The sequence below is a fragment of the Cytophagaceae bacterium ABcell3 genome (assembly GCA_030913385.1).
Lineage (GTDB): Bacteria > Bacteroidota > Bacteroidia > Cytophagales > Cytophagaceae > ABcell3.
This window is the reverse complement of sequence record CP133159.1, coordinates 4,677,291-4,696,691: the sequence shown is the minus strand read 5'-3', so window position 1 is coordinate 4,696,691 and position 19,401 is coordinate 4,677,291. Positions and strand designations below refer to the sequence as shown.

The following is a 19,401-nucleotide window of genomic DNA, read 5'->3' as shown; positions in this document are numbered from 1 at the left end:
TAAAACCTAGGTTCTGTGGGAAGGAGAAAGACGAGGAGAGTGGACTGTACTATTATGGGATGCAATGTCGTTTAGTTAGTGATAATGGTCACAGTTTTTTATAGTTCATCGAGTGTGGTTTTTTTATTTTTTTAGGTCGATCTACTTTTCTGTCTGGCCTTACAACTTCTTTGGTTCTGGAGACAATATCATCAAATGCTTTAACGGCTTTTCGGTATTTTCTTTTAAGGAAAATTGGGATAAGCATGTCCATTAAGTTTGCTAAAGCATTTGTCTTATTAGGTTTTTGCCGGTATTTTCGCTTCTTTTTTCCTTTCTCTTCTTTCTGTTCCTCTTCCTTTTGTTCCTGTTCCTTTTGCTCCTCCTCATATTCAGCCAGGACTTTAGCTTCAATAGGATGGCAATATGCTGCACATAGTGTTAAAAGGAAAACTTTGGCATGAAAATCCTGACGTACAGCCTTTGCCGTTTTTCCAGAAAAAGATTCCAGATCAAGACGACTTTTCAGTAATTTATAGCACTCTTCCTCATTCCACCGATAATGATAAAGCCGCTTAAACTCCTCAATATCGTATTTTTTTAAATCTGTCAGGGAAGTACAAAGTATTTCTGTCTCACCTGTTTCAAGCTTTACTTTTATAAGCCTGCAGTCTATTTCTTGACTGATAATTTCCGGGTATTCACTCAGTTTACCATGGTCTTTTTTAGGGAGCCGAAACTTCACTATGCGTTCCTGTTCAGGGCTGGCCATCAGACTTTCAACTTCTTTCCACCATTCATTCTCAAGCCTTATGCAAAACTCTACCCCCTTGGCTTTAAGCAGAAAAAACAACCAAAAACAAGGATATCCCCTGTCCAGAAGGAGCAAATCGCCCTTTTCAACTTTTTTAAGGTGCTGTACAAGCAAATCTCTTTCGCTTGAAGCATAAGGTGCTATTTCTGCATCGAGAGTTATGTGATTAAGTACATCATAAAGCATAGAACCCATTGCCATAGAGCGAGGAGTGCTTGCTTTAGGCCCAAACATATATTCCCCAAATTCTTCTTTTACTGTGGGATGATTTGGAAGTTGAAGACGGGTGCCATCAACAGCAAGAGTACGCATGCCATGCCATGTGTAATAGGAGGCCTTTTTGTAGAAAAAATCCACACTTATTTCGTTCAACCTAACAAATGCCCATGGATTTAGCTTGGATCTGGACTGAGAAAGGGCGCTTTTAGTAACCTCGCGAATATTAAAATCGCTATTGGACATTGCTTTGTAAAATCTGTCAAGATCACGTTGCAATGCTGACTTAAAAGACATGATAAAAACAATTAACTTCCTGATATCCAGCTTTCTTTGTCTAGAGAATACCCTTTCACAGCCGTCTTTAACACGGCTAATGAACTCTTTACAGTTAATCTCATGGCTGATATGTTTGGTTAGTTCTTCTCTATAGTCAGGGTTTTTATTAGTCCCTATATACCCTCACAATTTACAAAAAAATATCTTACCAATACAACAAGAAAAGCTTAACTAAACGACATTGAATTGAATAAACTCTTTTGAAACTAAATATTTTTTAGATAATTTAATATATGGTATTAAAGGTTTGCAAATAATTTTATCATTGATAATCGTCGACCTGCTTTTTTAGATTATGAAAATATAAAGTACGTGTATCCTGTATTTTTGTATATACAATTGTTGTGTAGCATTTAAAGAAGTTTTACTTTAAACCCATATAAAACGTGAAAAAGACCATTTATTTATTTATTTTGGTAGTATTTGCATCGTGTGCAAAATTACCAATTCAAACGTTGACCTTGACAGATGCCATAATCAGTGAAGGAGAACGAATGCATGAGCTCAATCTAAGTCTACTGAACAAAATGTTTAATGACAAGCGAGAAAAAGTCGATAATTTTATAAAAAATGAATACACTCCTAAATATCTGAAAGAGTTCAAAACACGGATACCTAATGGTGTTAATTATGAAGAAGAATTTCCCAACATGATACAAAGTGTCGTTCCTGTAATTAGCTCTAGAAGAGATATGATGCAAAGTGCCCTAGAAAGTCAACGTATTAAGCTAATTGAAAAACTAAATTCCGACTACAAATTATTTAAGGAAGCCTCAACGGAATTAAGGAACTTGATAGAGTCAAATATAAAAGTAAATGAAGAGCGCCAAAAAGCATTTCAACATGCCAAAAATCTCACGCTGAGTAGGTTTGATTTAAACCAAATTGAAACTGAACTTGACGAGTTTATAATTAGATCAGGAGACATAACTGGAAATATTAACGAACTAAATAACTCTATCAACTCACTATTAAACAATTAATACAATGCCTATGAATTGGAACGAAATCGCCAATCAAGCTGGTCAATCGACAGATGATTATTTTAAAAGCCAAATGTCCAGTTTGACAAGACTTAATGATCAAGAAATTGAAGACATTATTAATGAGACTGGAATTAGTAAGCAAGATCTTGCTAATGTTTTAAAGGAAGTAAAAGATGCAACTAAGTCAAATGCTAACAAGGCTAATGCTATTAGAAATATAAGCAAAGGAATAGATGTATTGGTTGGGCTTGCTGGAAAACTGATTTAAAGCTGACCAATGAGTAGACTGCTCTCCTCTTTGGCTGGTAAAAATTACCCTTTCCTGGTCGTGCTCCACCTGGTCGAAGATTAGCGCTAGCGTATCTTTGACCTAAAACATTGTAAGCTTATAGTTTGTGTTATATTTTTCGGGCATTACTTTTAGTATAATACTCCCCAATTTTCATACCACTACTTTAATTGATTTATAATGGTTAAATTAGTGAAATATGAAAGGAAAAAGAAGAAAAAAATATTTAGAAATGAAGTGTAGTGGTCCTATGGATGGGTAGTATTATACTGTTATGTCGGAATACGCATTAGATAAAAACCGAAAATTAATCTTTTTTGACACCTTTTTTTGTGTTATTAGAAATAATGCTTTAATAGATTCTAATAAAGAGGTGAAATTTTGCTATGATGATATTAAAGCAATTAACTATCAGGATACTAAGGTGAATTGGGTTAAATCTACAATTAATTTTTTACCGATGACCTTTTTTGAAGCATATGGAAACCCTGTATCTGGGAAAGAAAAGACTTTTGAGATAACAATGAATAATGGCGAGAAAAGATTTATAAATATGGAAACTGCAAGTAAAACAGTCATTAGAGAACTTACAAAGGAATTTTCAATAAGAATAAGATGAAATTAAATATTTCTCTGGACCTTAGAAATACCTTTGTTATTAGCTTGTAATAGCACTCCCTTTAATTGTAATGAAATTAGAGATTCTGACTTATTGACAAACTATTATCGATACCATCAAATTAAATATGTTTCAATATTATCTATACTGGACAATATAGCCTCGACTGATTGACCGATACTACCTCTAACTATTCCCTGTTCTGGATCAATATGTCTTAAAAGTTTTAGCGCCGTTGCTTTATCAAAGTCCTTTATTTATCTTGATAGTTGGCTTAGAAGCCGTATAAGATAATGTATCTGGCATGATTAGAAAAGACCCCAAAGAAGAAGGGTAAATCTGACACGGTTAAGCATGCACCCATAAAAGGGCGTACCTATGGAGTAAGTCCTATATGGGAGGCTGGGCAATTGCTCAAAGTCCGATTATGGTCACGACTATTACATTGGAAAGGTTAAAGAGGAAAGGGTACGAATCTTTGCAGGAATATTACGAAAAAGTTTCTATATTACTTGACGAACCGCTGTATACGAGATCTCCCGATAGCTATCGGGATACAGTGGTGTGAGACCTGCCTGCCGGCAAAGGCAGGGGTGCACCGTGGGAGATACTCTCACGGCCGTCTACTATTAGCTGTAATGCGTCCAAGATTTCGTATAAAACCGTTAAATCCATGTATCCAATTATTGAAGTTTTGAAAAAACATTATGCTTTTTTAAATGATAATGACATACCGAATCTGCCAAGCAATACTCCTTATGGAAACTTAATCTTGAGTTGGGAAGAAATACAACAAAGATTTGATAACGTAAATGATTTGATAATTACGCTTTATGAAGATTTTGAAATTATAAATAATCGTGAAGATTACGACGTTAATGTTGCCATCAAATTGACTCATAAATATTACAAACAAAAATTCTTGACTGAGCAGATTATTTATTGGCTTAGGAGAACCGGTGACGAATTAATTTCTATGCTTTACATATTAGATTATCATAAAAAAAATCAAACTTATCCAGGTAGAATTAAAATTGAATCGATAGGAAATTTTATTAAATATGAACATTTTTTGCCAGAGTTGCGCAAACGTCATTTCAAGTTATTAAACTTATTAAATGAGATTTCGAATGCATATAAACATTCGTTCATCAACTCTGAAACTCATTTACATCGTGGATCGGAATTTCCTGTAGTCTTTGCATTATCACTAATCTATAATAACACCAAAAATGAACCTAAATTTTATAGTGTGAAACTCAGTGATGTTTTAAATGAATATACAATTTTTTTAGAAGATGTTAAAAAGCATTTATTAGTATAGCTGATAACTCTTATTTGATGGATTTTTGAAGATTACCAGATGGGAATCTTTTTTAAAGGAGGGAAAATAAAAAACCCTCCGTTTACCAGACGGAGAGCCCATTAACCATTTTATTAACCTATTTACCAACTAAACAGGAACCTAAAACCCTGAATATAATTGATCAATAAGACTTTTTATCCAATTCTGATTTCGCAGAACTTCGGAAATTTCATTTGTTGAACCTGTATATTAATACTCAAATACTATGCCATTTTCCGGCCTTGTCCTTGAGAAATATACATTCTTGCCATTTATTCATTTGACAAAAAGCTCCTTTCGAACTTCTCTGCAAAAATGGCATATTTTTTTTAGAATATCGAATATTTTCAACCTTTTTTGCGTCTTTTATTCTGTATTATAAGTAATTACAAGGTTTTTATATATTCTTGTTTTCTGAAAAACAGTCTGATTTTTAATGCAGTTTTGGTGTTTTTGTGTCGAAAAACTCTTATTGTGGTTTTTATTTAACCCTGTTCTTGGGTTTTTGTTGATGTTTTGCGGGAATTAAGTTGAAATTTAGGGGTGTGCTGAGGGTCGTTATAAGAAGTTTGCAGCAAAAACTTCCAGCGCAAACGATAGGCTGCTGTGTAATCAATAGTTTTCGGGAATTTTGACAGGTTCTTTCTTATGGCTAGTCACAAGTGTACAATTTTTGACCTCATGTTCGAAGTATTTAATACATCGTCTTTTGTAAGGTCGTGCATACCTTGCACACTTGCGACTTAGTTTTTGGTTTTACCGGTTAGCCATCTGCTCCGATATCAGCTTAATGCCTTCTTCAAAAGAGTTTGGATCATACCCAAGTTTGTTGATCGCTTTGTCAATCAAGAAACCTGTTTTCAAAGGTCTCGGTGCTCTTTGTTTGAATTTTGTCGAATCAGTTTTGGTAATTAAGCTTTTGTCCAAATTAAAGAACTCCGCAGTTTTAATCGCCATCTGGTATGGAGTGAGAACCTCTTTCCCGGAAATATTGTAAATACCTGTAGCGCCATTTTCCATGAGCAAATAGCATCCCATAGCCAGGTCTTCTGCTAAGGTAGGAGAGCGGAACTGGTCATCGACTACCTGAATAGGCTTTTTATCTTCCAAATTTTTCTTGACCCATAGGATAATATTGCTCCGGCTCATGTCGTGTGCAATGCCATATACCAAGACTGTTCTGGCTATCGCCCATTTAATTTTGCTTTGTTTGATTATTTTCTCAGCTCCTAGTTTAGTTTCTCCATAGTAGCTAAGCGGTTTTGGCGTAGCATCTTCATCATAAGGACCTTCTTGGCCATCAAAGATAAAGTCAGTGGAGAGGTGTATCAAAAAGCACTTGTTTTTTTCTGCTGCATCTACCATGTTTTGTACGGCCTGTACATTTTGCATCCAGCATGCTTCTCTGTCATCTTCACACTGATCCACATTGGTCATGGCAGCGGTATTTATAATCACCTCAGGTTTTAGTTTGGTAACTATCTCGTCTACTTGCTCATTGTCTGTGATGTCAAGTGAAACATACGTATAGCCTTTATCTTTATAAGGAAGGCGGTTGTCGCCTCTGCCTGTTGCTATCAAGTCATAGAGAGGGTCTTCCAGTAGGAGTTGTACTAGTTTTTGTCCCAGTAAGCCATTAGCGCCTGTTATAAGTACTCTTTTTTTCATATCGGAAGTTTTTTCAGAATAAAAAATTACAGTTTTTCGTAGTTGTATATCTTTTTAATTTTCTTCAAGGAGTATTTCTTTGTTTCGGTTGACATTTTTATGTCTTCGTGAGGCTTTCCCGCCATAGATGCAGGTTGTACGGCAATACTGTCCACAACTTCCATTCCCTTGATCACTTTGCCAAAAACAGTATATGATCCATTGAGGTGCACGCATTTTTTAGGGTTATGGACAATATAAAACTGAGAACCATTAGATTTCTTCTCAGGGTTTACATTGTCGCCTAACCTGGCAGCGGCCAGCGAACCTTTTTCGTGTACGATATGGGGATCTGTTTCAAGTGGTAGGGTATAACCTGGTCCCCCTTGGCCTTCATTTCCCGCTATGGTATCTTTAGAGTTTGGATCTCCTCCTTGAATCATGAAATTTTTGATAACCCTATGAAAGGTTGTACCGTTGTAAAACCCTTCCCTGCAAAGTTTTAAAAAGTTTTCTTTGTGGGCTGGTGTTTCATCATAAAGGATGACATGCATTTCGCCAAAATCAGTTTTAATGATGGCGATTTCTTCCTTTTTTCTCCAAGGCTGGCTATGTATTTCAGTTAATACTGAAAGTGAAAAGACTAACAATAATATAAACCTCATTGCTTTCATAGTGCTAATATCAAAATGACTAAAAACCTGTTTTTGGTCATTTTGTTATGACCTAACTCGTTTTATTTCTTCTAAAACCTTGCCTCCTCCCTTGCTTAGGATATCTTCTGCAAGTTTAAGACCCAATTGCTCAGGGTGTTCTGTTGATCCTGTCATAGATGTTTTGATCATTTCTTTTCCATCTAGGCTAATAACTCCACCGGAGATAGATAGTTGGTCATTGTTGATGGTGGCTAAACCAAAAACCGGTATGCTGCACCCGCCTTCTAATTTTTTTAAAAATGCCCTTTCTGCCAACAGACAAATTTCTGTGGTCTGGTGGTTTACTGCATTACGGATGGCCGCTCTTTTTTGCGGGTCTAGGTTCTTAGATGCTTCAACCGCAATACAGCCTTGGCCGACAGCAGGAGTAAACTCATCTGTAGCAAAGTTCTTGACGATATAAGACTCCATTCCCATCCGGTGTACACCTGCATAGGCAAGTATCATAGCTTGAAACTTGCCATCTTCAAGCTTTTTCATTCTTGTTTGAAGGTTTCCTCTTGCTTCGGTGGTTTTAGTATGTGGGTAATAGTACTTCAGCAGTGCATTTCTACGTGTCGAAGACGTCCCGATAAGCCAGTTTTCTGAAGAGTCGTCTATGTTAAAGTTCTTGTCAAGGCTCAGGAGTACATCATGGCAGCCTTCTCTTTCTGTAAAGGCTATTAGTTCCAGGTCTTTGCCCAGGTCAGTTTGCATGTCTTTGGCACTATGTACAGCTATATCTATTTCACCGCTGATAAGTTTGTCTTCTAGTTCTTCTGTAAACAAACCTTTGGTGCCAATTTCTGCAAATGATGTATGCAGGACTTTATCGCCTTTTGATTCAAGGGAAAAAATTTCTGTGGCAAAACCTGCTTGTTTTAAGCGGTCTTCAATATAGTAGGTTTGCCAAAGTGCTAATTTGCTTGCCCTGCTTCCGATTCTGATTAGTTCCTTCATTATTACTTATTTTGATTTTCTTCCAGGAATTCTATGATTTTTCCTGCTATATCTAATTTTGTTACTGTTTCAATACCTTGAAGGCCAGGAGAAGAGTTTACTTCTACGATAAGTGGCCCTCTTTCTGAAAGGAGCATGTCAACGCCAGCAATATTAAGCCCCATCACACTTGCAGCATTTAGGGCAGCCTCTTGTTCTTGGGGCGAAAGTTCTATTTGGTGACCCGCTCCGCCCCGGTGAAGGTTTGACCGGAACTCTCCTTCATGCCCTTGCCTTTTGATGGCGCCGACCACTTGCCCGTTGATGACAAAAGCACGAATGTCTTGGCCGGCAGATTCTTGAATAAACTCTTGGATAAGTATATCTGCTTTTAGACCATAAAAAGCTTCTATTACTGATTTTGCCGCCTTTTTTGATTCGGCTAATACAACACCAATGCCCTGCGTTCCTTCTAAAAGCTTAATGATCACAGGCGTGCCGCCCACATTGTTTATTAAACTGTCTATGTCTTTGGTTTGACTGGCAAAAGCTGTTTTGGGAACATTGATGCCAGCCAGGGAAAGTTCCTGTAGCGACCGCAGTTTGTCCCTTGACTTTACCAAAGCTTGTGCGTTGGTCGCGGAAAAAACATTCATGATCTCAAACTGTCTCACTATTGCAGCGCCATAAAAGGTCACAGAGGCTCCTATTCTAGGAATAATGGCATCGACACCTGTTATTTGCTCTCCTTTGTAGTACACTGTAGGGTTGTTGGCCTCTATGCCTACATAGCATTTTAAGTGGTCCAATACCCTAACTTCATGCCCCCGCTCTGCTGCAGCTTCCACCAGCCGTTTTGTGGAGTAAAGGTTGGGATTTCTTGATAAAACAGCAATATTCATTCTGATGGAAGTTTATTTTTGAGCTTTTTGTTTGTATGATAAATTGTATTTGGTAACATCTATTAAGAAATTACTTTTCAAGAACTTTCTTCCCAATAGAATAGGGTGCTTCATTGTAGACCTATTCGAAAGGGAGAACTCTGTTTCGTAAGTTTCGCCAAATAAGGTGATTTTTGTTCTTATAATAAAGCGCTTTTCAGCAAAGCCTGAAGAATTTTTTATTACCCTTACTGAAAAGCTTTGGGTGGTATATTCTTTATTAGGATCCTCAGGATTTATTTTGCCTAGTATAAAATGTAGTGTAACAGGATTGCTGCCTGTCGTCCAGTGTTTTTTACAGTGCAGCGAACAAGTCCAGGCGCCTGTGTCTACTTTTGCGCTAACATTGTACAGGTCGAGGTCGGGAAGATCTACTTTGTCACTTCGGCCAAGCAATTTTTTTTCTTTTGCCATAGTTAGTTCCCATGTAAAATAGAGGATACACTTAGGGAAACATCAAGAAATACGATTTTAGGACTGGCATTCCTTTCCAAATGAAAAGACGCTTCATTAAACTCTTTGTTCAATTTGTCAATTTTATGGTGGTCTAGAATTTTCGAAAAGTTGACAATGAAGTTTAAGTCCTCTTCTTTTAGTCTGAGAAAGTCTTCACTGGCATATTTGCAAACCAGAGATTCTCTGATAATGTTCAAGCTATATTGGAAAAATCCTTTTTGGCTGTCTTTGTTAAGCTTGTGGAAGCTCTCAGCCCTACTGATGAGTTCGGCAAAGTCCTTTTTATAGCAAGACCTCAACCAATTGCTTACTTGCCCTAGGTTATCTTCATTGAGGTCTGATAGCAGTTTGAGCGCTTCATTCAGGTTCCCATCGGCCAAATATGCGACCTGTTCGGCCTTGTTCTGCTCAATATTTAACTCATTGACCAAATGGGAAGAAATTTCCTGATCTGAGAAAGGAGGTATGCGAAATACCTGCGCTCTGGAAAGAATAGTAGGCAATATCTTCTCAAGATCACCTGATATAAGGAGAAATACGGTTTTTTCGGGCGGTTCTTCTAGAATTTTTAGAATGGCATTGGCAGCGGTTACGTTCATTTGCTCGGCCATCCACATGATCATTATTTTGTATTCTCCTTCATAAGCTTTTAGGGAGACTGTTTTAATGATATTTCTGGCTTCGTCGGCTGAAATATTTAGCTGTTTGTTTTCTGCGCCTATATGCTGCCCCCAGCCAGACAAGGTGTTGTATGGGTTTTCCAGTAAAAACTGCCGCCAGTCCTTCATAAAGGTGGTGCAGGTGGCATCTTTGGTAACTGTTTTTGTAGTATTTACCGGAAATATAAAGTGCAAGTCAGGGTGTATGAGCTTGTTGATTTTTAAGCAGGAGGGGCATTGTCCACAAGCGTCATGTTCAGTTTTGTTTTCGCAATTAATATAAGTGGCATAAGCCAATGCGAGTGCCAGGCTTGCACTGCCGTTTTGTCCGGCAAAAAGCTGTGCATGCGCAATATGGTTATTTTGTACAGAAGAAATCAGGGTCTTTTTAATCCCTGACATTCCGGGTATGCTAGAAAACAACAAAATTCTCTCCTTTTAGTGTGAGGTTCTAAAATACGGTAAATTTTAGTTTTGTGCCATACCTGACCGAGAGAATTTATTGCTCTGGGAAAGTATCTTTGTAAATATGTTCCAATATTTGGGCATCTGCTTGCTCAAATCCAATTTTCCTTCTTGACATGACTACTTCTGCCGTCTTTAAAGCTTTCTCTAATTGGTAAGGGACTGTCTTTTCATTGTCGCCCCATGAAAACGAAGGAATGAATTTAGGCAAGAAACCGCCGCCATAAATATTGGCAGACACACCTACAACGGTACCTGTATTGAACATGGTATTGATACCGGTTTTTGAGTGGTCTCCCATGACCAGGCCACAAAACTGCCTGCCGGTATTAACGAAACCTTGGGCAGCATAATTATACACTTGAACATTCCCGTAGTTATTCTTCATATTTGACGTGTTGGTGTCAGCGCCAAGGTTGCACCATTCGCCTATGACAGTGTTGCCAATAAAACCGTCGTGCGATTTATTGCTGTATCCAAAAATTACAGAATTGCTAACCTCGCCACCTACTTTTGAGCATGGGCCTATCGTGTTATCTCCTCGTAATTTTGCGCCCATATTTATAATGGCTTCATCGCAAAGGGCAAGGGGGCCTCTTATTATCGCACCTTCCAGCACTTGGGAATGGCGCCCGAGGTAGACAGGGCCGTTTTCTGCATTGATAATGGCTGCTTTTACCTGTACGCCATCTTCTACGAATACATTTTCAGGGTGGTATACTTTTGTATAAGGATCATGAATCTCCTGTGATTTCCTGCCAGCAGTTATCAATGTAAAGTCCGCCCTGATTTGAGCACCGTTATTGGAAAAGATATCCCAGGTATTTTTAATGACTGTTAGGGCTTCGTTATAGGGGATGGCTTGGTCATAAGCACTGCCGTTGTAAGCGATGATCGTATTTTCTTGCTGTAGCGCTTGTCCTGGTTTAAGCGATGAAATGGCTTGTAGTAAAGTTGGGGTGGGGCAGACAGCGCCATTGATACGTATGGCGTCCCCAGAAAAAGAGGGGTACTTTGGTTCAAGGTATTTTTCTGTACTATATCCAGCAGGGGCGGCTTTGTAATAATGCGCCCATTTGTCAGCAATGGTGAGTATCCCGACCCTGATATGTGAAACAGGGCGCGTAAACGTTAAAGGTAGAAGCGCGTTTTTTATAGCCGGGTCGTCGAAAAGAATATAGTTCATACCTTAAATAAAAAAAGAGTCTTTATAATAAGACTCTTTAGATTACGCTTTGTTGAGGTGTAATTATTTTTTGTACCTTCTGTTGAACTTCTCAACTCTACCAGCAGTGTCAACAAATAGCTTCTGACCTGTGTAAAAAGGGTGAGATGCAGAGCTAACTTCTATTTTAACAACAGGGTAAGTTTTTCCATCTTCCCACTCTACAGTTTCGTTAGACTTGATAGTGGAACGGGTAAGAAACTTAAAGTCGCTAGAAGTATCATGAAATACAACTTCTCTGTATTCTGGATGGATATCTTTTTTCATGCTTATTTTTACTTAAGGTTTTTCTCAAAAAGGACACAAAGGTACCTATAATATTAATTTTTAACAAATAATCTTTTGTTTTTTTAATTTGAGAACTATATATCTTATATTCGCTTACATTTTCTTAATAAAGAATGGTTTCAGACGCTAACTTAATATTAAATAAAAAGCAGGTTCTGCAGAAAATCAAGCGTATTGCTTTCGAAATATACGAGCAAAACGTTAATGAGCAGGAAGTGGTTCTTTGTGGTATTTACGACAGGGGATATTATTTTGCCAAAATGCTTGAAGATGCATTGCAAGAGGTATCTGACCTGAAGGTAAAACTGGTTAAGGTGCAACTGGACAAGCCTGATCCGGAGCAACATGAAGTGACATTTGATTGTGATCTTAAGTCATTGAAGCACAAATCTGTTGTTATTGTAGACGATGTCCTTAATACAGGCAAGACCCTTATTTACAGCCTTAGGCCTTTGTTGAATGTGGAAATTAAGAAAGTGCAGATAGCGGTGTTGGTAGACAGGAGCCACAAACTTTTTCCTGTATGGGCTGACTATGTTGGATATTCTTTGTCAACAACCATCAAAGAGCATGTGGAAGTGGTGCTTGACGAAGAGAATTTTGGTGTGTATTTACGTTAATTTTTTGCTATGAAAATCGGTTTGTTTTTTGGCTCATTTAATCCTATACATATTGGTCATTTAATAATTGCCAATGTAATGGCTAAAAATACAGACCTTGACAAGGTTTGGTTTATTGTGTCGCCACACAACCCCTTAAAATCCAGTAAAAGCTTAATCCATGAGTTCGATAGGTATGAAATGGTACGACTGGCTATTCATGACAATCTGGACCTGGAGGTCTCGGACATTGAGTTCCAATTGCCGCGCCCAAGCTATACGGTAGATACGCTTACTTATATTCAGGAAAAGTACCCCGAGCATGAGTTTGCTTTAATAATAGGGGAGGACAACCTGGTTCAGTTTCCAAGATGGAAAAACCATGATAAAATTCTTGAGTACTTTAAATTATATGTTTACCCTCGTCCGCGGTGCTCAGAATCCGAGTTGAAATCGCACCCTTCTGTAAAAATGTATGAAGCTCCTATGATGGATGTTTCGGCAACATATATCAGGAATACGATTAAAGACGGAAACTCTGTAAGGTATTTGATCCCTACAGAAGTAGAAGAGTACATTCATCGAAATAAACTGTATTCATAAAAAAAAGCGCTTGAATAAAGCGCTTTTTTATGACTTTGGAATGTCGACTTGTTAAACAGTCATGATCTCTTCTTCTTTTTTAGCCAAAGCTTTGTCAATTTTAGCTATAAATTCATTGGTCAATGTTTGGACATTTTCCTCAGCTTTCTTGATATCATCTTCAGCAGCACCTTCCTTTAGTAGTTTTCTCAGTTCATCGTTAGTTTCTTTACGAATATTCCTAACCCTGATTTTTCCATTTTCCCCTTCCGCTTTCGTCTGCTTTACCAGCATTTTTCTTCTTTCTTCTGTAAGTGGCGGTACGTTTAACCTTATTACTTCACCATCATTTTGAGGGTTAAGCCCCAGGTCGCTTTCTCTGATTGCTTTTTCTATATTTGGAATAACCTTTTTTTCCCAAGGTTTAATAACAAGTGTTCTGGCATCAGGAGTAGTAATGGAAGACATATTGGCGATTGGGGTCATGGTTCCATAATAGTCAACCAGCAAACCGTCAAGCATGGAAGGCATTGCTTTTCCGGCTCTTATTTTGGAAAGATCTGATTCTGTATGTGTTAGCGCCTTCTCCATAGACTCTCTTGCATCATCTAAAAAAATCTGTATTTCTTCCATGATTAATTGCGAATTTATATGTTAAAAGTTTTTTATTCCATTGAAACAAGGGTACCAACATCCTGCCCTTCCATTAATCGGGTTAGGTTGCCCGGTATGTTCATGTCAAATACAATTATAGGAAGTTCATTTTCTTTACACAAGGTAAATGCTGTCATATCCATAATTTCTAGCCCCATTTGGTATACTTCCCTGAAAGAAATATTGGCATAGCGTTTTGCCGAAGGGTCTTTCTCTGGATCTGCCGTGTATATGCCATCTACCCTTGTGCCTTTAAGAACTACATCTGCTTCAATTTCGATTGCTCTTAAACTAGCTGCAGAGTCAGTCGTAAAGTATGGGTTCCCTGTACCTGCACCAAAAATTACTATTCTACCTTTTTCTAAATGCCTGATTGCCCTTCTCCTTATAAAAGGTTCGCACACTTGTTCAAGTTTTATACCTGACATTAGCCTGGTAAAAAGCCCTTCTGCCTCTAATGCACTTTGGAGCGCCATTCCGTTTATTACAGTGGCCAACATGCCCATGTAATCGCCTTGCACCCTGTCTATACCAGTGGCCGCAGCTTGTATTCCTCTGAATATATTACCACCTCCTATTACTATGGCAAGTTCTACTCCTTTTTCATGTACTGCACGTATTTCCTTGGCATACATGGCAAGTCTTTCTGGGTCTATGCCATATGATTTGTCGCCCATTAGGGCCTCTCCACTAAGTTTTAAAAGAATTCTTTTGTATTTCATAAAGCTGAATTTTCAGGCTAAAAGCTGCGTTAATTTAAAAATTAGGAATAAAAGGTGGTAAATACATTTACCCATATTTTAGCAGACAAATATAATAAATGCATCTGAGTTTATGAGATTTTTTTTAAAATTGGAAAAGTACCTTGTTTTTTTCAACGCTTTCACCTTTGGTTACATTTATTGATTTTATGACACCATCGCTTGGCGATTTAATAATGTTTTCCATTTTCATGGCCTCTAGCACTATTACAGGGTCTCCTTTTTTTACTTCCGATTGTTCATTTACCAGAATGTCCAAAATAAGTCCAGGCATGGGTGCTTTCACTTCATTAACTACATTTGATATAGCCTTGTTTAAACCCATTTTTTCTAAAAGTTCATCTAACTCATCTTTGACATTTAGTTCATAAATTGAATTATTGATTTTTAGGGTCAGCCTTTTGGTTGGTTTGTCATAGCTAACTACCTCTGTATTATAGCTTTTTCCACTCCATATGATATGGTAAGTATTGGGGCCTGTTTGCCGTATATCTGGTTGAAAAGGAGTGTCGTTCAGATATATTGTTTCCCCTTCTTTTCTAAACCTTATTGAGGTTTTATTATTTATGTCTATTTTTAACATGAGAAAAAAAAATTTTCGTTCTAATATACCTAAATAATAATAAAAATAAACCCTATATGTTGTTGCGATCCCGTTCTGTTGTCATAGCCTTATTTTTTTTAGGCGGCCTTTTTTCATGTAAGAAAAGTGCTATACAGTCTGTGTCAGGTTCATCAGAGACTGTTTATGTAAAACCTGATACTACAGCTCCCGTTCAGGAAGTATACAATGAGTCAGCAACACGTAAGCATGACTTGCTGCACACCAGACTTGAAGTAAAGTTTGACTGGGAGAAGCAATATCTGCATGGCGAGGCTGATTTGTCCATTAGGCCTTATTTTTATCCGCAAGAAACACTAGAACTAGATGCGAAAGGTTTTGATATTCATGAGATCAGTTTGACTGGACTTAAGGGAAATGTTGTGCCGGACTATAAGTATGATGGAGCCAAATTGCTTATAGACTTAGATACCATTTATTCAAGGACTGATACTTTTTCTGTATATGTAAACTATACGGCAAAGCCTGAAGAATATGAGCAGGGGGGGAGTAAAGCAATAACTTCAGATAAAGGGTTGTATTTTATCAATCCATTGGGTGAGGTGGAAAACAAACCTAAGCAGATTTGGACACAGGGAGAGACAGAGGCCAGCTCTAAATGGTTTCCTACCATCGATAAGCCTAATGAAAGGTGTACACAGGAAATTTACATAACTGCGGATACCAGTTATTCTATTCTTTCCAATGGAGACTTTATTTACTCCATTAACAATGGGGATGGAACCAAGACAGACTATTGGAAAATGGACCAACCTCATGCCCCATATCTTTTTATGATGGCTATCGGCGAGTATGCGGTTGTTAAAGACTCTGTAGGAGACCTTGAGCTTTCTTATTATGTAGAGCCAAAATATGAACCTTATGCAAAAGATATTTTTGGCAATACACCAGAAATGATCCGTTTCTTTTCCGAAAAATTGCAATACCCTTTCCCTTGGTCCAAATATGCCCAAGTTGTAGTGCGTGATTTTGTCTCTGGAGCCATGGAAAACACGACAGCCTCTATTTTCATGGAGGATTTGCAGTCTGACGACAGAGAGTTGCTAGATGAATCATGGGACGGAATTATTGCCCACGAACTTTTCCATCAGTGGTTTGGCAATTTGGTTACTTGTGAGTCTTGGTCGAACCTTACTTTAAATGAAGCTTTTGCAAACTATTCAGAATATCTATGGACTGAATATAAATTAGGCAAGGATGAAGCAGACCATTTAGGTGTGAACGAATGGGAAGAATATTTGTCCGAAGCTAAAACTAAACAAGAGCCCCTGATCAGGTTCCACTACCATGATAAGGAAGACATGTTTGACAGGCATTCCTATAATAAAGGAGGCCGGGTACTGCACTATCTTCGCTATATCACCGGCGATGATGCATTCTTTCAAGCTTTACATGTTTATTTGACCGAGAATGCTTTTTCCCCAGTAGAGGTACATCACCTGAGACTTGCATTTGAGGAAGTTACAGGCCAAGATATGAACTGGTTTTTCAATCAGTGGTTCCTATCGCCAGGTCACGCAAACCTTAAGGTAGAGCACACCTATAGTGACGGAAACTTAGTAATTAAGGTTAAGCAGAAACAAGAAGAAGAAGGAACACCTATATACCGTTTACCAATGGACGTAGATATTTGGGCAGGAGGGGAGAAGGCACAGCATAGAATAGTTGTGGAGGGTAAAGAAAGTGTTTTTACATTCCCTATGGACAACAAACCGACCAATGTTGTAGTGGATCCATACTCTGTAGTTCCAGCTGTCATTACCCATAAAAAGTCAGAAGAAGAACTGGTCGCACAATTTTCAAACTATGAAAACTTCCTTCCGAAGGACAAAGCCTTAGAAGGCATTTTTTCTGCAGCCACCTCTAAGACCTTTGACCGGCCTGAAATAAAAAAGCTTTTGATGGCTTCATTAGAAGACGATTTCTGGGCTGTTCGTATGGCTGGACTAGAACAGTTTAGCTCCCATTATGTGTCAGGTCTTGATAAATATATTCCATTAATAGAAAAAATGGCACTTGATGACGAAAAGCCACAGGTTAGGTCAAGGGCGATTGGTTTGTTGGAGTCATATGCGCCGGATAAGTTTAGGCACGTTTTTAAAAAAGGACTTGACGCTAAACCTTATTCTGTGGTTGCCGCTTCTTTAAAAGGTGCTTTAAAGCTTAACATGAAGGATGTAGATATTGATCAGTTTGTAGATATGGACAATATTTATGTGATAATGAACCTGGCAGACTACTTTATTTATAAGAAAGACAAAGGGCGTTATGAATGGTTTAGTGAAAAGCTGACGAATAGCAGGTCAAGGTACCAGTATCCGTTGGTGCAGATGTTCGGAAACTATGTGCTTATGCTAGGAAAGGAAGAAGAGAAAGAAGATGCGCGCAAAGTATTGCAGAAGATTGCAGAAGATAATCCATTTGATGAAATAAAAATGCTGGCTCAATATTATGCTAATACCTTGTAAAACAGAAGTGAGAAGTATATTGAATAAATGAAAAAGAAATTTTTTTACATTTTTTTTTGAAAAGTATTTGAAGTTTCAAGAAAAGCGCATACTTTTGCAACTCCTTAAACAAACGAAGCACATATAAAAATGTTGTATCGAGTTTAAGGGAAGCCAAAAAAAAGGCCGGGGAGATACCAGAGTGGCCAAATGGGACAGACTGTAAATCTGTTGTCGTAATGACTTCGAAGGTTCGAATCCTTCTCTCCCCACCATACCATTGAACATTGGTCTGTGGTACATTCTATGCGGGAGTAGCTCAGTTGGTAGAGCGACAGCCTTCCAAGCTGTAGGCCGCGGGTTCGAATCTCGTCTCCCGCTCTATTTTTAGGGTTTGCGTGTGGATAACCTTTATTCACGCTCTTACCCTAAATTTATTAAGCCGATGTAGCTCAGTGGTAGAGTACTTCCTTGGTAAGGAAGGGGTCACGGGTTCAAATCCCGTCATTGGCTCATTATATTAGCATCATTAATTTTATCTGAAACAATAATTTAGTTAACCAAAAAGAGGATTTTTCAAATATGGCTAAAGCAACCTTTGATCGCTCCAAACCCCATGTTAACATAGGTACTATTGGTCACGTTGACCACGGAAAAACTACCTTGACTGCTGCTATTAGTAAAGTACTTTCTGAGCAAGGTCTGGCTGAGGTTAGAGATTTTTCTCAAATCGACAACGCTCCTGAAGAAAAAGAAAGAGGTATTACTATTAATACTGCTCACATTGAGTATCAGACAAAAGCAAGACATTATGCACACGTTGACTGCCCTGGCCACGCTGACTATGTAAAGAACATGGTTACTGGTGCTGCTCAGATGGACGGAGCTATCCTTGTTGTTGCTGCTACTGATGGTCCTATGCCACAAACTCGTGAGCACATCCTTCTTGCAAGACAGGTTGGTGTTCCTGCTCTAGTTGTTTTCATGAACAAAGTTGACCTTGTTGATGACCCTGAACTTCTTGAGCTTGTTGAAATGGAAGTAAGAGAACTTCTTAGCTTCTATGACTTCCCAGGTGATGACATTCCTGTTATCAAAGGATCTGCACTTGGTGGCCTTAACGGCGAAGCTCAGTGGGTAGAGAAGATCGTTGAGCTTATGGATGCGGTTGACAACTTTATCCCAATCCCTCCAAGATTGACTGACAAGCCTTTTCTAATGCCTGTTGAGGACGTGTTCTCTATCACTGGTAGAGGTACTGTGGCAACTGGTAGAATCGAAAGAGGTATCATCAACTCTGGTGACCCTGTAGATATTCTTGGTATGGGTGCTGAGAACCTTAAGTCTACAGTAACTGGTGTTGAGATGTTCAGAAAGATATTGGACAAAGGAGAAGCTGGTGACAACGTTGGTCTTCTACTTAGAGGTATTGAGAAAACTGACATCAAGAGAGGTATGGTAATCTGTAAGCCAGGTTCTGTAACTCCTCACACTGAATTCAAAGCTGAAATATATGTGCTTTCTAAAGAAGAAGGTGGTAGACATACGCCATTCTTCAACAAGTACAGACCTCAGTTCTATCTTAGAACTACGGATGTAACTGGAGAGATCATGCTTCCAGAAGGAACTGAGATGGTAATGCCTGGTGATAATGTTACCATTACTGTAAAACTAATCAACTCTGTAGCAATGGAGAAAGGTCTTCGTTTTGCAATCAGAGAAGGTGGTAGAACAGTAGGTGCTGGACAGGTTACTGAAATCTTAAAGTAAATTTAATATTTAAATGAGTGCGTTTTTGAAATTTTTTCGAAAACGCACTTGTTTGTTTATTGAA

20 protein-coding genes and 3 tRNA genes are annotated in these 19,401 nt (G+C 38.2%); 11 read left to right on the top strand and 12 right to left on the bottom strand.

Annotation, left to right across the window (positions count from 1 at the left end; all coding sequences use genetic code 11):
• Positions 1-88: 88 nt before the first annotated feature.
• Positions 89-1,387, bottom strand: a complete 1,299-nt coding sequence (locus tag RCC89_19290) for an IS4 family transposase (GenBank protein ID WMJ75677.1) — start codon at positions 1,385-1,387, stop codon at positions 89-91.
• A 347-nt stretch (positions 1,388-1,734) separates the two neighbouring features.
• Between RCC89_19290 and RCC89_19285 the strand changes: the two genes are divergently transcribed.
• From RCC89_19285 to RCC89_19270, 4 genes are all read left to right on the top strand, one after another.
• The gene (locus tag RCC89_19285) at positions 1,735-2,331 is read left to right on the top strand and encodes a hypothetical protein (protein WMJ75286.1); all 597 of its coding nucleotides are present in this window, start codon (positions 1,735-1,737) and stop codon (positions 2,329-2,331) included.
• A gap of 10 nt (positions 2,332-2,341) precedes the next feature.
• Entirely contained in the window at positions 2,342-2,602 is a 261-nt protein-coding gene (locus RCC89_19280) for a hypothetical protein (protein WMJ75285.1), read from the top strand.
• Positions 2,603-2,897: 295 nt separating this feature from the next.
• On the top strand, positions 2,898-3,242 hold the full coding sequence (locus RCC89_19275) for a hypothetical protein (GenBank protein WMJ75284.1): 345 nt from the start codon (positions 2,898-2,900) through the stop codon (positions 3,240-3,242).
• Between the two features lie 673 nt (positions 3,243-3,915).
• Positions 3,916-4,566 (top strand): hypothetical protein, encoded by a 651-nt coding sequence (locus RCC89_19270; protein ID WMJ75283.1) that lies wholly within the window; start codon positions 3,916-3,918, stop codon positions 4,564-4,566.
• Positions 4,567-5,343: 777 nt separating this feature from the next.
• Here RCC89_19270 and RCC89_19265 read toward each other — a convergent pair.
• From RCC89_19265 to RCC89_19230, 8 genes are all read right to left on the bottom strand, one after another.
• A complete protein-coding gene (locus RCC89_19265; GenBank protein WMJ75282.1) occupies positions 5,344-6,255 on the bottom strand; it encodes an SDR family oxidoreductase in 912 nt (303 codons plus the stop codon).
• A gap of 26 nt (positions 6,256-6,281) precedes the next feature.
• Complete coding sequence (locus tag RCC89_19260; GenBank protein WMJ75281.1) at positions 6,282-6,899, bottom strand: peptidylprolyl isomerase; 618 nt, start codon at positions 6,897-6,899, stop codon at positions 6,282-6,284.
• Between the two features lie 54 nt (positions 6,900-6,953).
• The gene (hemC, locus tag RCC89_19255; GenBank protein ID WMJ75280.1) at positions 6,954-7,889 is read right to left on the bottom strand and encodes a hydroxymethylbilane synthase; all 936 of its coding nucleotides are present in this window, start codon (positions 7,887-7,889) and stop codon (positions 6,954-6,956) included.
• A gap of 2 nt (positions 7,890-7,891) precedes the next feature.
• Positions 7,892-8,770: a 30S ribosomal protein S6--L-glutamate ligase gene (gene rimK / locus RCC89_19250; protein ID WMJ75279.1), complete on the bottom strand. Its 879-nt coding sequence runs from the start codon at positions 8,768-8,770 to the stop codon at positions 7,892-7,894.
• Positions 8,771-8,782: 12 nt separating this feature from the next.
• Positions 8,783-9,223 carry a RimK/LysX family protein gene (locus RCC89_19245; protein WMJ75278.1) on the bottom strand — a complete coding sequence of 147 codons (441 nt, stop codon included), beginning with the start codon at positions 9,221-9,223 and terminating at the stop codon, positions 8,783-8,785.
• A gap of 2 nt (positions 9,224-9,225) precedes the next feature.
• The gene (holB, locus tag RCC89_19240; protein ID WMJ75277.1) at positions 9,226-10,326 is read right to left on the bottom strand and encodes a DNA polymerase III subunit delta'; all 1,101 of its coding nucleotides are present in this window, start codon (positions 10,324-10,326) and stop codon (positions 9,226-9,228) included.
• Between the two features lie 97 nt (positions 10,327-10,423).
• The gene (locus RCC89_19235; protein ID WMJ75276.1) at positions 10,424-11,575 is read right to left on the bottom strand and encodes a GlmU family protein; all 1,152 of its coding nucleotides are present in this window, start codon (positions 11,573-11,575) and stop codon (positions 10,424-10,426) included.
• Positions 11,576-11,638: 63 nt separating this feature from the next.
• Positions 11,639-11,881, bottom strand: coding sequence for a type B 50S ribosomal protein L31 (locus RCC89_19230; protein ID WMJ75275.1), 243 nt, complete (start codon positions 11,879-11,881; stop codon positions 11,639-11,641).
• 134 nt (positions 11,882-12,015) lie between these two features.
• Here RCC89_19230 and RCC89_19225 point away from each other — a divergent pair, with 134 nt between their 5' ends.
• Positions 12,016-12,522: a phosphoribosyltransferase family protein gene (locus tag RCC89_19225; protein ID WMJ75274.1), complete on the top strand. Its 507-nt coding sequence runs from the start codon at positions 12,016-12,018 to the stop codon at positions 12,520-12,522.
• 9 nt (positions 12,523-12,531) lie between these two features.
• Positions 12,532-13,104: a nicotinate (nicotinamide) nucleotide adenylyltransferase gene (nadD, locus tag RCC89_19220; GenBank protein WMJ75273.1), complete on the top strand. Its 573-nt coding sequence runs from the start codon at positions 12,532-12,534 to the stop codon at positions 13,102-13,104.
• A 51-nt stretch (positions 13,105-13,155) separates the two neighbouring features.
• Here nadD and frr read toward each other — a convergent pair whose 3' ends face one another.
• From frr to RCC89_19205, 3 genes are all read right to left on the bottom strand, one after another.
• Positions 13,156-13,716 (bottom strand): ribosome recycling factor, encoded by a 561-nt coding sequence (gene frr / locus RCC89_19215; GenBank protein WMJ75272.1) that lies wholly within the window; start codon positions 13,714-13,716, stop codon positions 13,156-13,158.
• A gap of 32 nt (positions 13,717-13,748) precedes the next feature.
• On the bottom strand, positions 13,749-14,459 hold the full coding sequence (gene pyrH, locus RCC89_19210; protein ID WMJ75271.1) for a UMP kinase: 711 nt from the start codon (positions 14,457-14,459) through the stop codon (positions 13,749-13,751).
• A gap of 124 nt (positions 14,460-14,583) precedes the next feature.
• Positions 14,584-15,081: a biotin/lipoyl-containing protein gene (locus RCC89_19205; protein ID WMJ75270.1), complete on the bottom strand. Its 498-nt coding sequence runs from the start codon at positions 15,079-15,081 to the stop codon at positions 14,584-14,586.
• Between the two features lie 140 nt (positions 15,082-15,221).
• Here RCC89_19205 and RCC89_19200 point away from each other — a divergent pair, with 140 nt between their 5' ends.
• The 5 genes from RCC89_19200 to tuf all read left to right on the top strand — a co-directional run bounded on the left by RCC89_19200 (position 15,222) and on the right by tuf (position 19,337).
• On the top strand, positions 15,222-17,588 hold the full coding sequence (locus tag RCC89_19200) for a M1 family metallopeptidase (GenBank protein WMJ75269.1): 2,367 nt from the start codon (positions 15,222-15,224) through the stop codon (positions 17,586-17,588).
• Between the two features lie 167 nt (positions 17,589-17,755).
• Positions 17,756-17,842, top strand: a tRNA-Tyr gene (locus tag RCC89_19195).
• Positions 17,843-17,875: 33 nt separating this feature from the next.
• Positions 17,876-17,948: transfer RNA gene (locus tag RCC89_19190), tRNA-Gly, on the top strand.
• A 60-nt stretch (positions 17,949-18,008) separates the two neighbouring features.
• A tRNA-Thr gene (locus tag RCC89_19185) sits at positions 18,009-18,080 on the top strand.
• A gap of 69 nt (positions 18,081-18,149) precedes the next feature.
• Positions 18,150-19,337, top strand: coding sequence for an elongation factor Tu (tuf, locus tag RCC89_19180; GenBank protein WMJ75268.1), 1,188 nt, complete (start codon positions 18,150-18,152; stop codon positions 19,335-19,337).
• Positions 19,338-19,401 lie beyond the last annotated feature (64 nt).

What these genes read in the sequence shown, in the direction of transcription:
- RCC89_19280 (WMJ75285.1), top strand. Translation starts at nt 2,342, where the DNA reads ATGAATTGGAACGAAATCGCCAATCAAGCTGGTCAATCGACAGATGAT.
- RCC89_19275 (WMJ75284.1), top strand. Translation starts at nt 2,898, where the DNA reads ATGTCGGAATACGCATTAGATAAAAACCGAAAATTAATCTTTTTTGAC.
- RCC89_19270 (WMJ75283.1), top strand. Translation starts at nt 3,916, where the DNA reads ATGTATCCAATTATTGAAGTTTTGAAAAAACATTATGCTTTTTTAAAT.
- RCC89_19265 (WMJ75282.1), bottom strand. Translation starts at nt 6,255, where the DNA reads ATGAAAAAAAGAGTACTTATAACAGGCGCTAATGGCTTACTGGGACAA.
- RCC89_19260 (WMJ75281.1), bottom strand. Translation starts at nt 6,899, where the DNA reads ATGAGGTTTATATTATTGTTAGTCTTTTCACTTTCAGTATTAACTGAA.
- hemC (WMJ75280.1), bottom strand. Translation starts at nt 7,889, where the DNA reads ATGAAGGAACTAATCAGAATCGGAAGCAGGGCAAGCAAATTAGCACTT.
- rimK (WMJ75279.1), bottom strand. Translation starts at nt 8,770, where the DNA reads ATGAATATTGCTGTTTTATCAAGAAATCCCAACCTTTACTCCACAAAA.
- RCC89_19245 (WMJ75278.1), bottom strand. Translation starts at nt 9,223, where the DNA reads ATGGCAAAAGAAAAAAAATTGCTTGGCCGAAGTGACAAAGTAGATCTT.
- holB (WMJ75277.1), bottom strand. Translation starts at nt 10,326, where the DNA reads ATGTCAGGGATTAAAAAGACCCTGATTTCTTCTGTACAAAATAACCAT.
- RCC89_19235 (WMJ75276.1), bottom strand. Translation starts at nt 11,575, where the DNA reads ATGAACTATATTCTTTTCGACGACCCGGCTATAAAAAACGCGCTTCTA.
- RCC89_19230 (WMJ75275.1), bottom strand. Translation starts at nt 11,881, where the DNA reads ATGAAAAAAGATATCCATCCAGAATACAGAGAAGTTGTATTTCATGAT.
- RCC89_19225 (WMJ75274.1), top strand. Translation starts at nt 12,016, where the DNA reads ATGGTTTCAGACGCTAACTTAATATTAAATAAAAAGCAGGTTCTGCAG.
- nadD (WMJ75273.1), top strand. Translation starts at nt 12,532, where the DNA reads ATGAAAATCGGTTTGTTTTTTGGCTCATTTAATCCTATACATATTGGT.
- frr (WMJ75272.1), bottom strand. Translation starts at nt 13,716, where the DNA reads ATGGAAGAAATACAGATTTTTTTAGATGATGCAAGAGAGTCTATGGAG.
- pyrH (WMJ75271.1), bottom strand. Translation starts at nt 14,459, where the DNA reads ATGAAATACAAAAGAATTCTTTTAAAACTTAGTGGAGAGGCCCTAATG.
- RCC89_19205 (WMJ75270.1), bottom strand. Translation starts at nt 15,081, where the DNA reads ATGTTAAAAATAGACATAAATAATAAAACCTCAATAAGGTTTAGAAAA.
- tuf (WMJ75268.1), top strand. Translation starts at nt 18,150, where the DNA reads ATGGCTAAAGCAACCTTTGATCGCTCCAAACCCCATGTTAACATAGGT.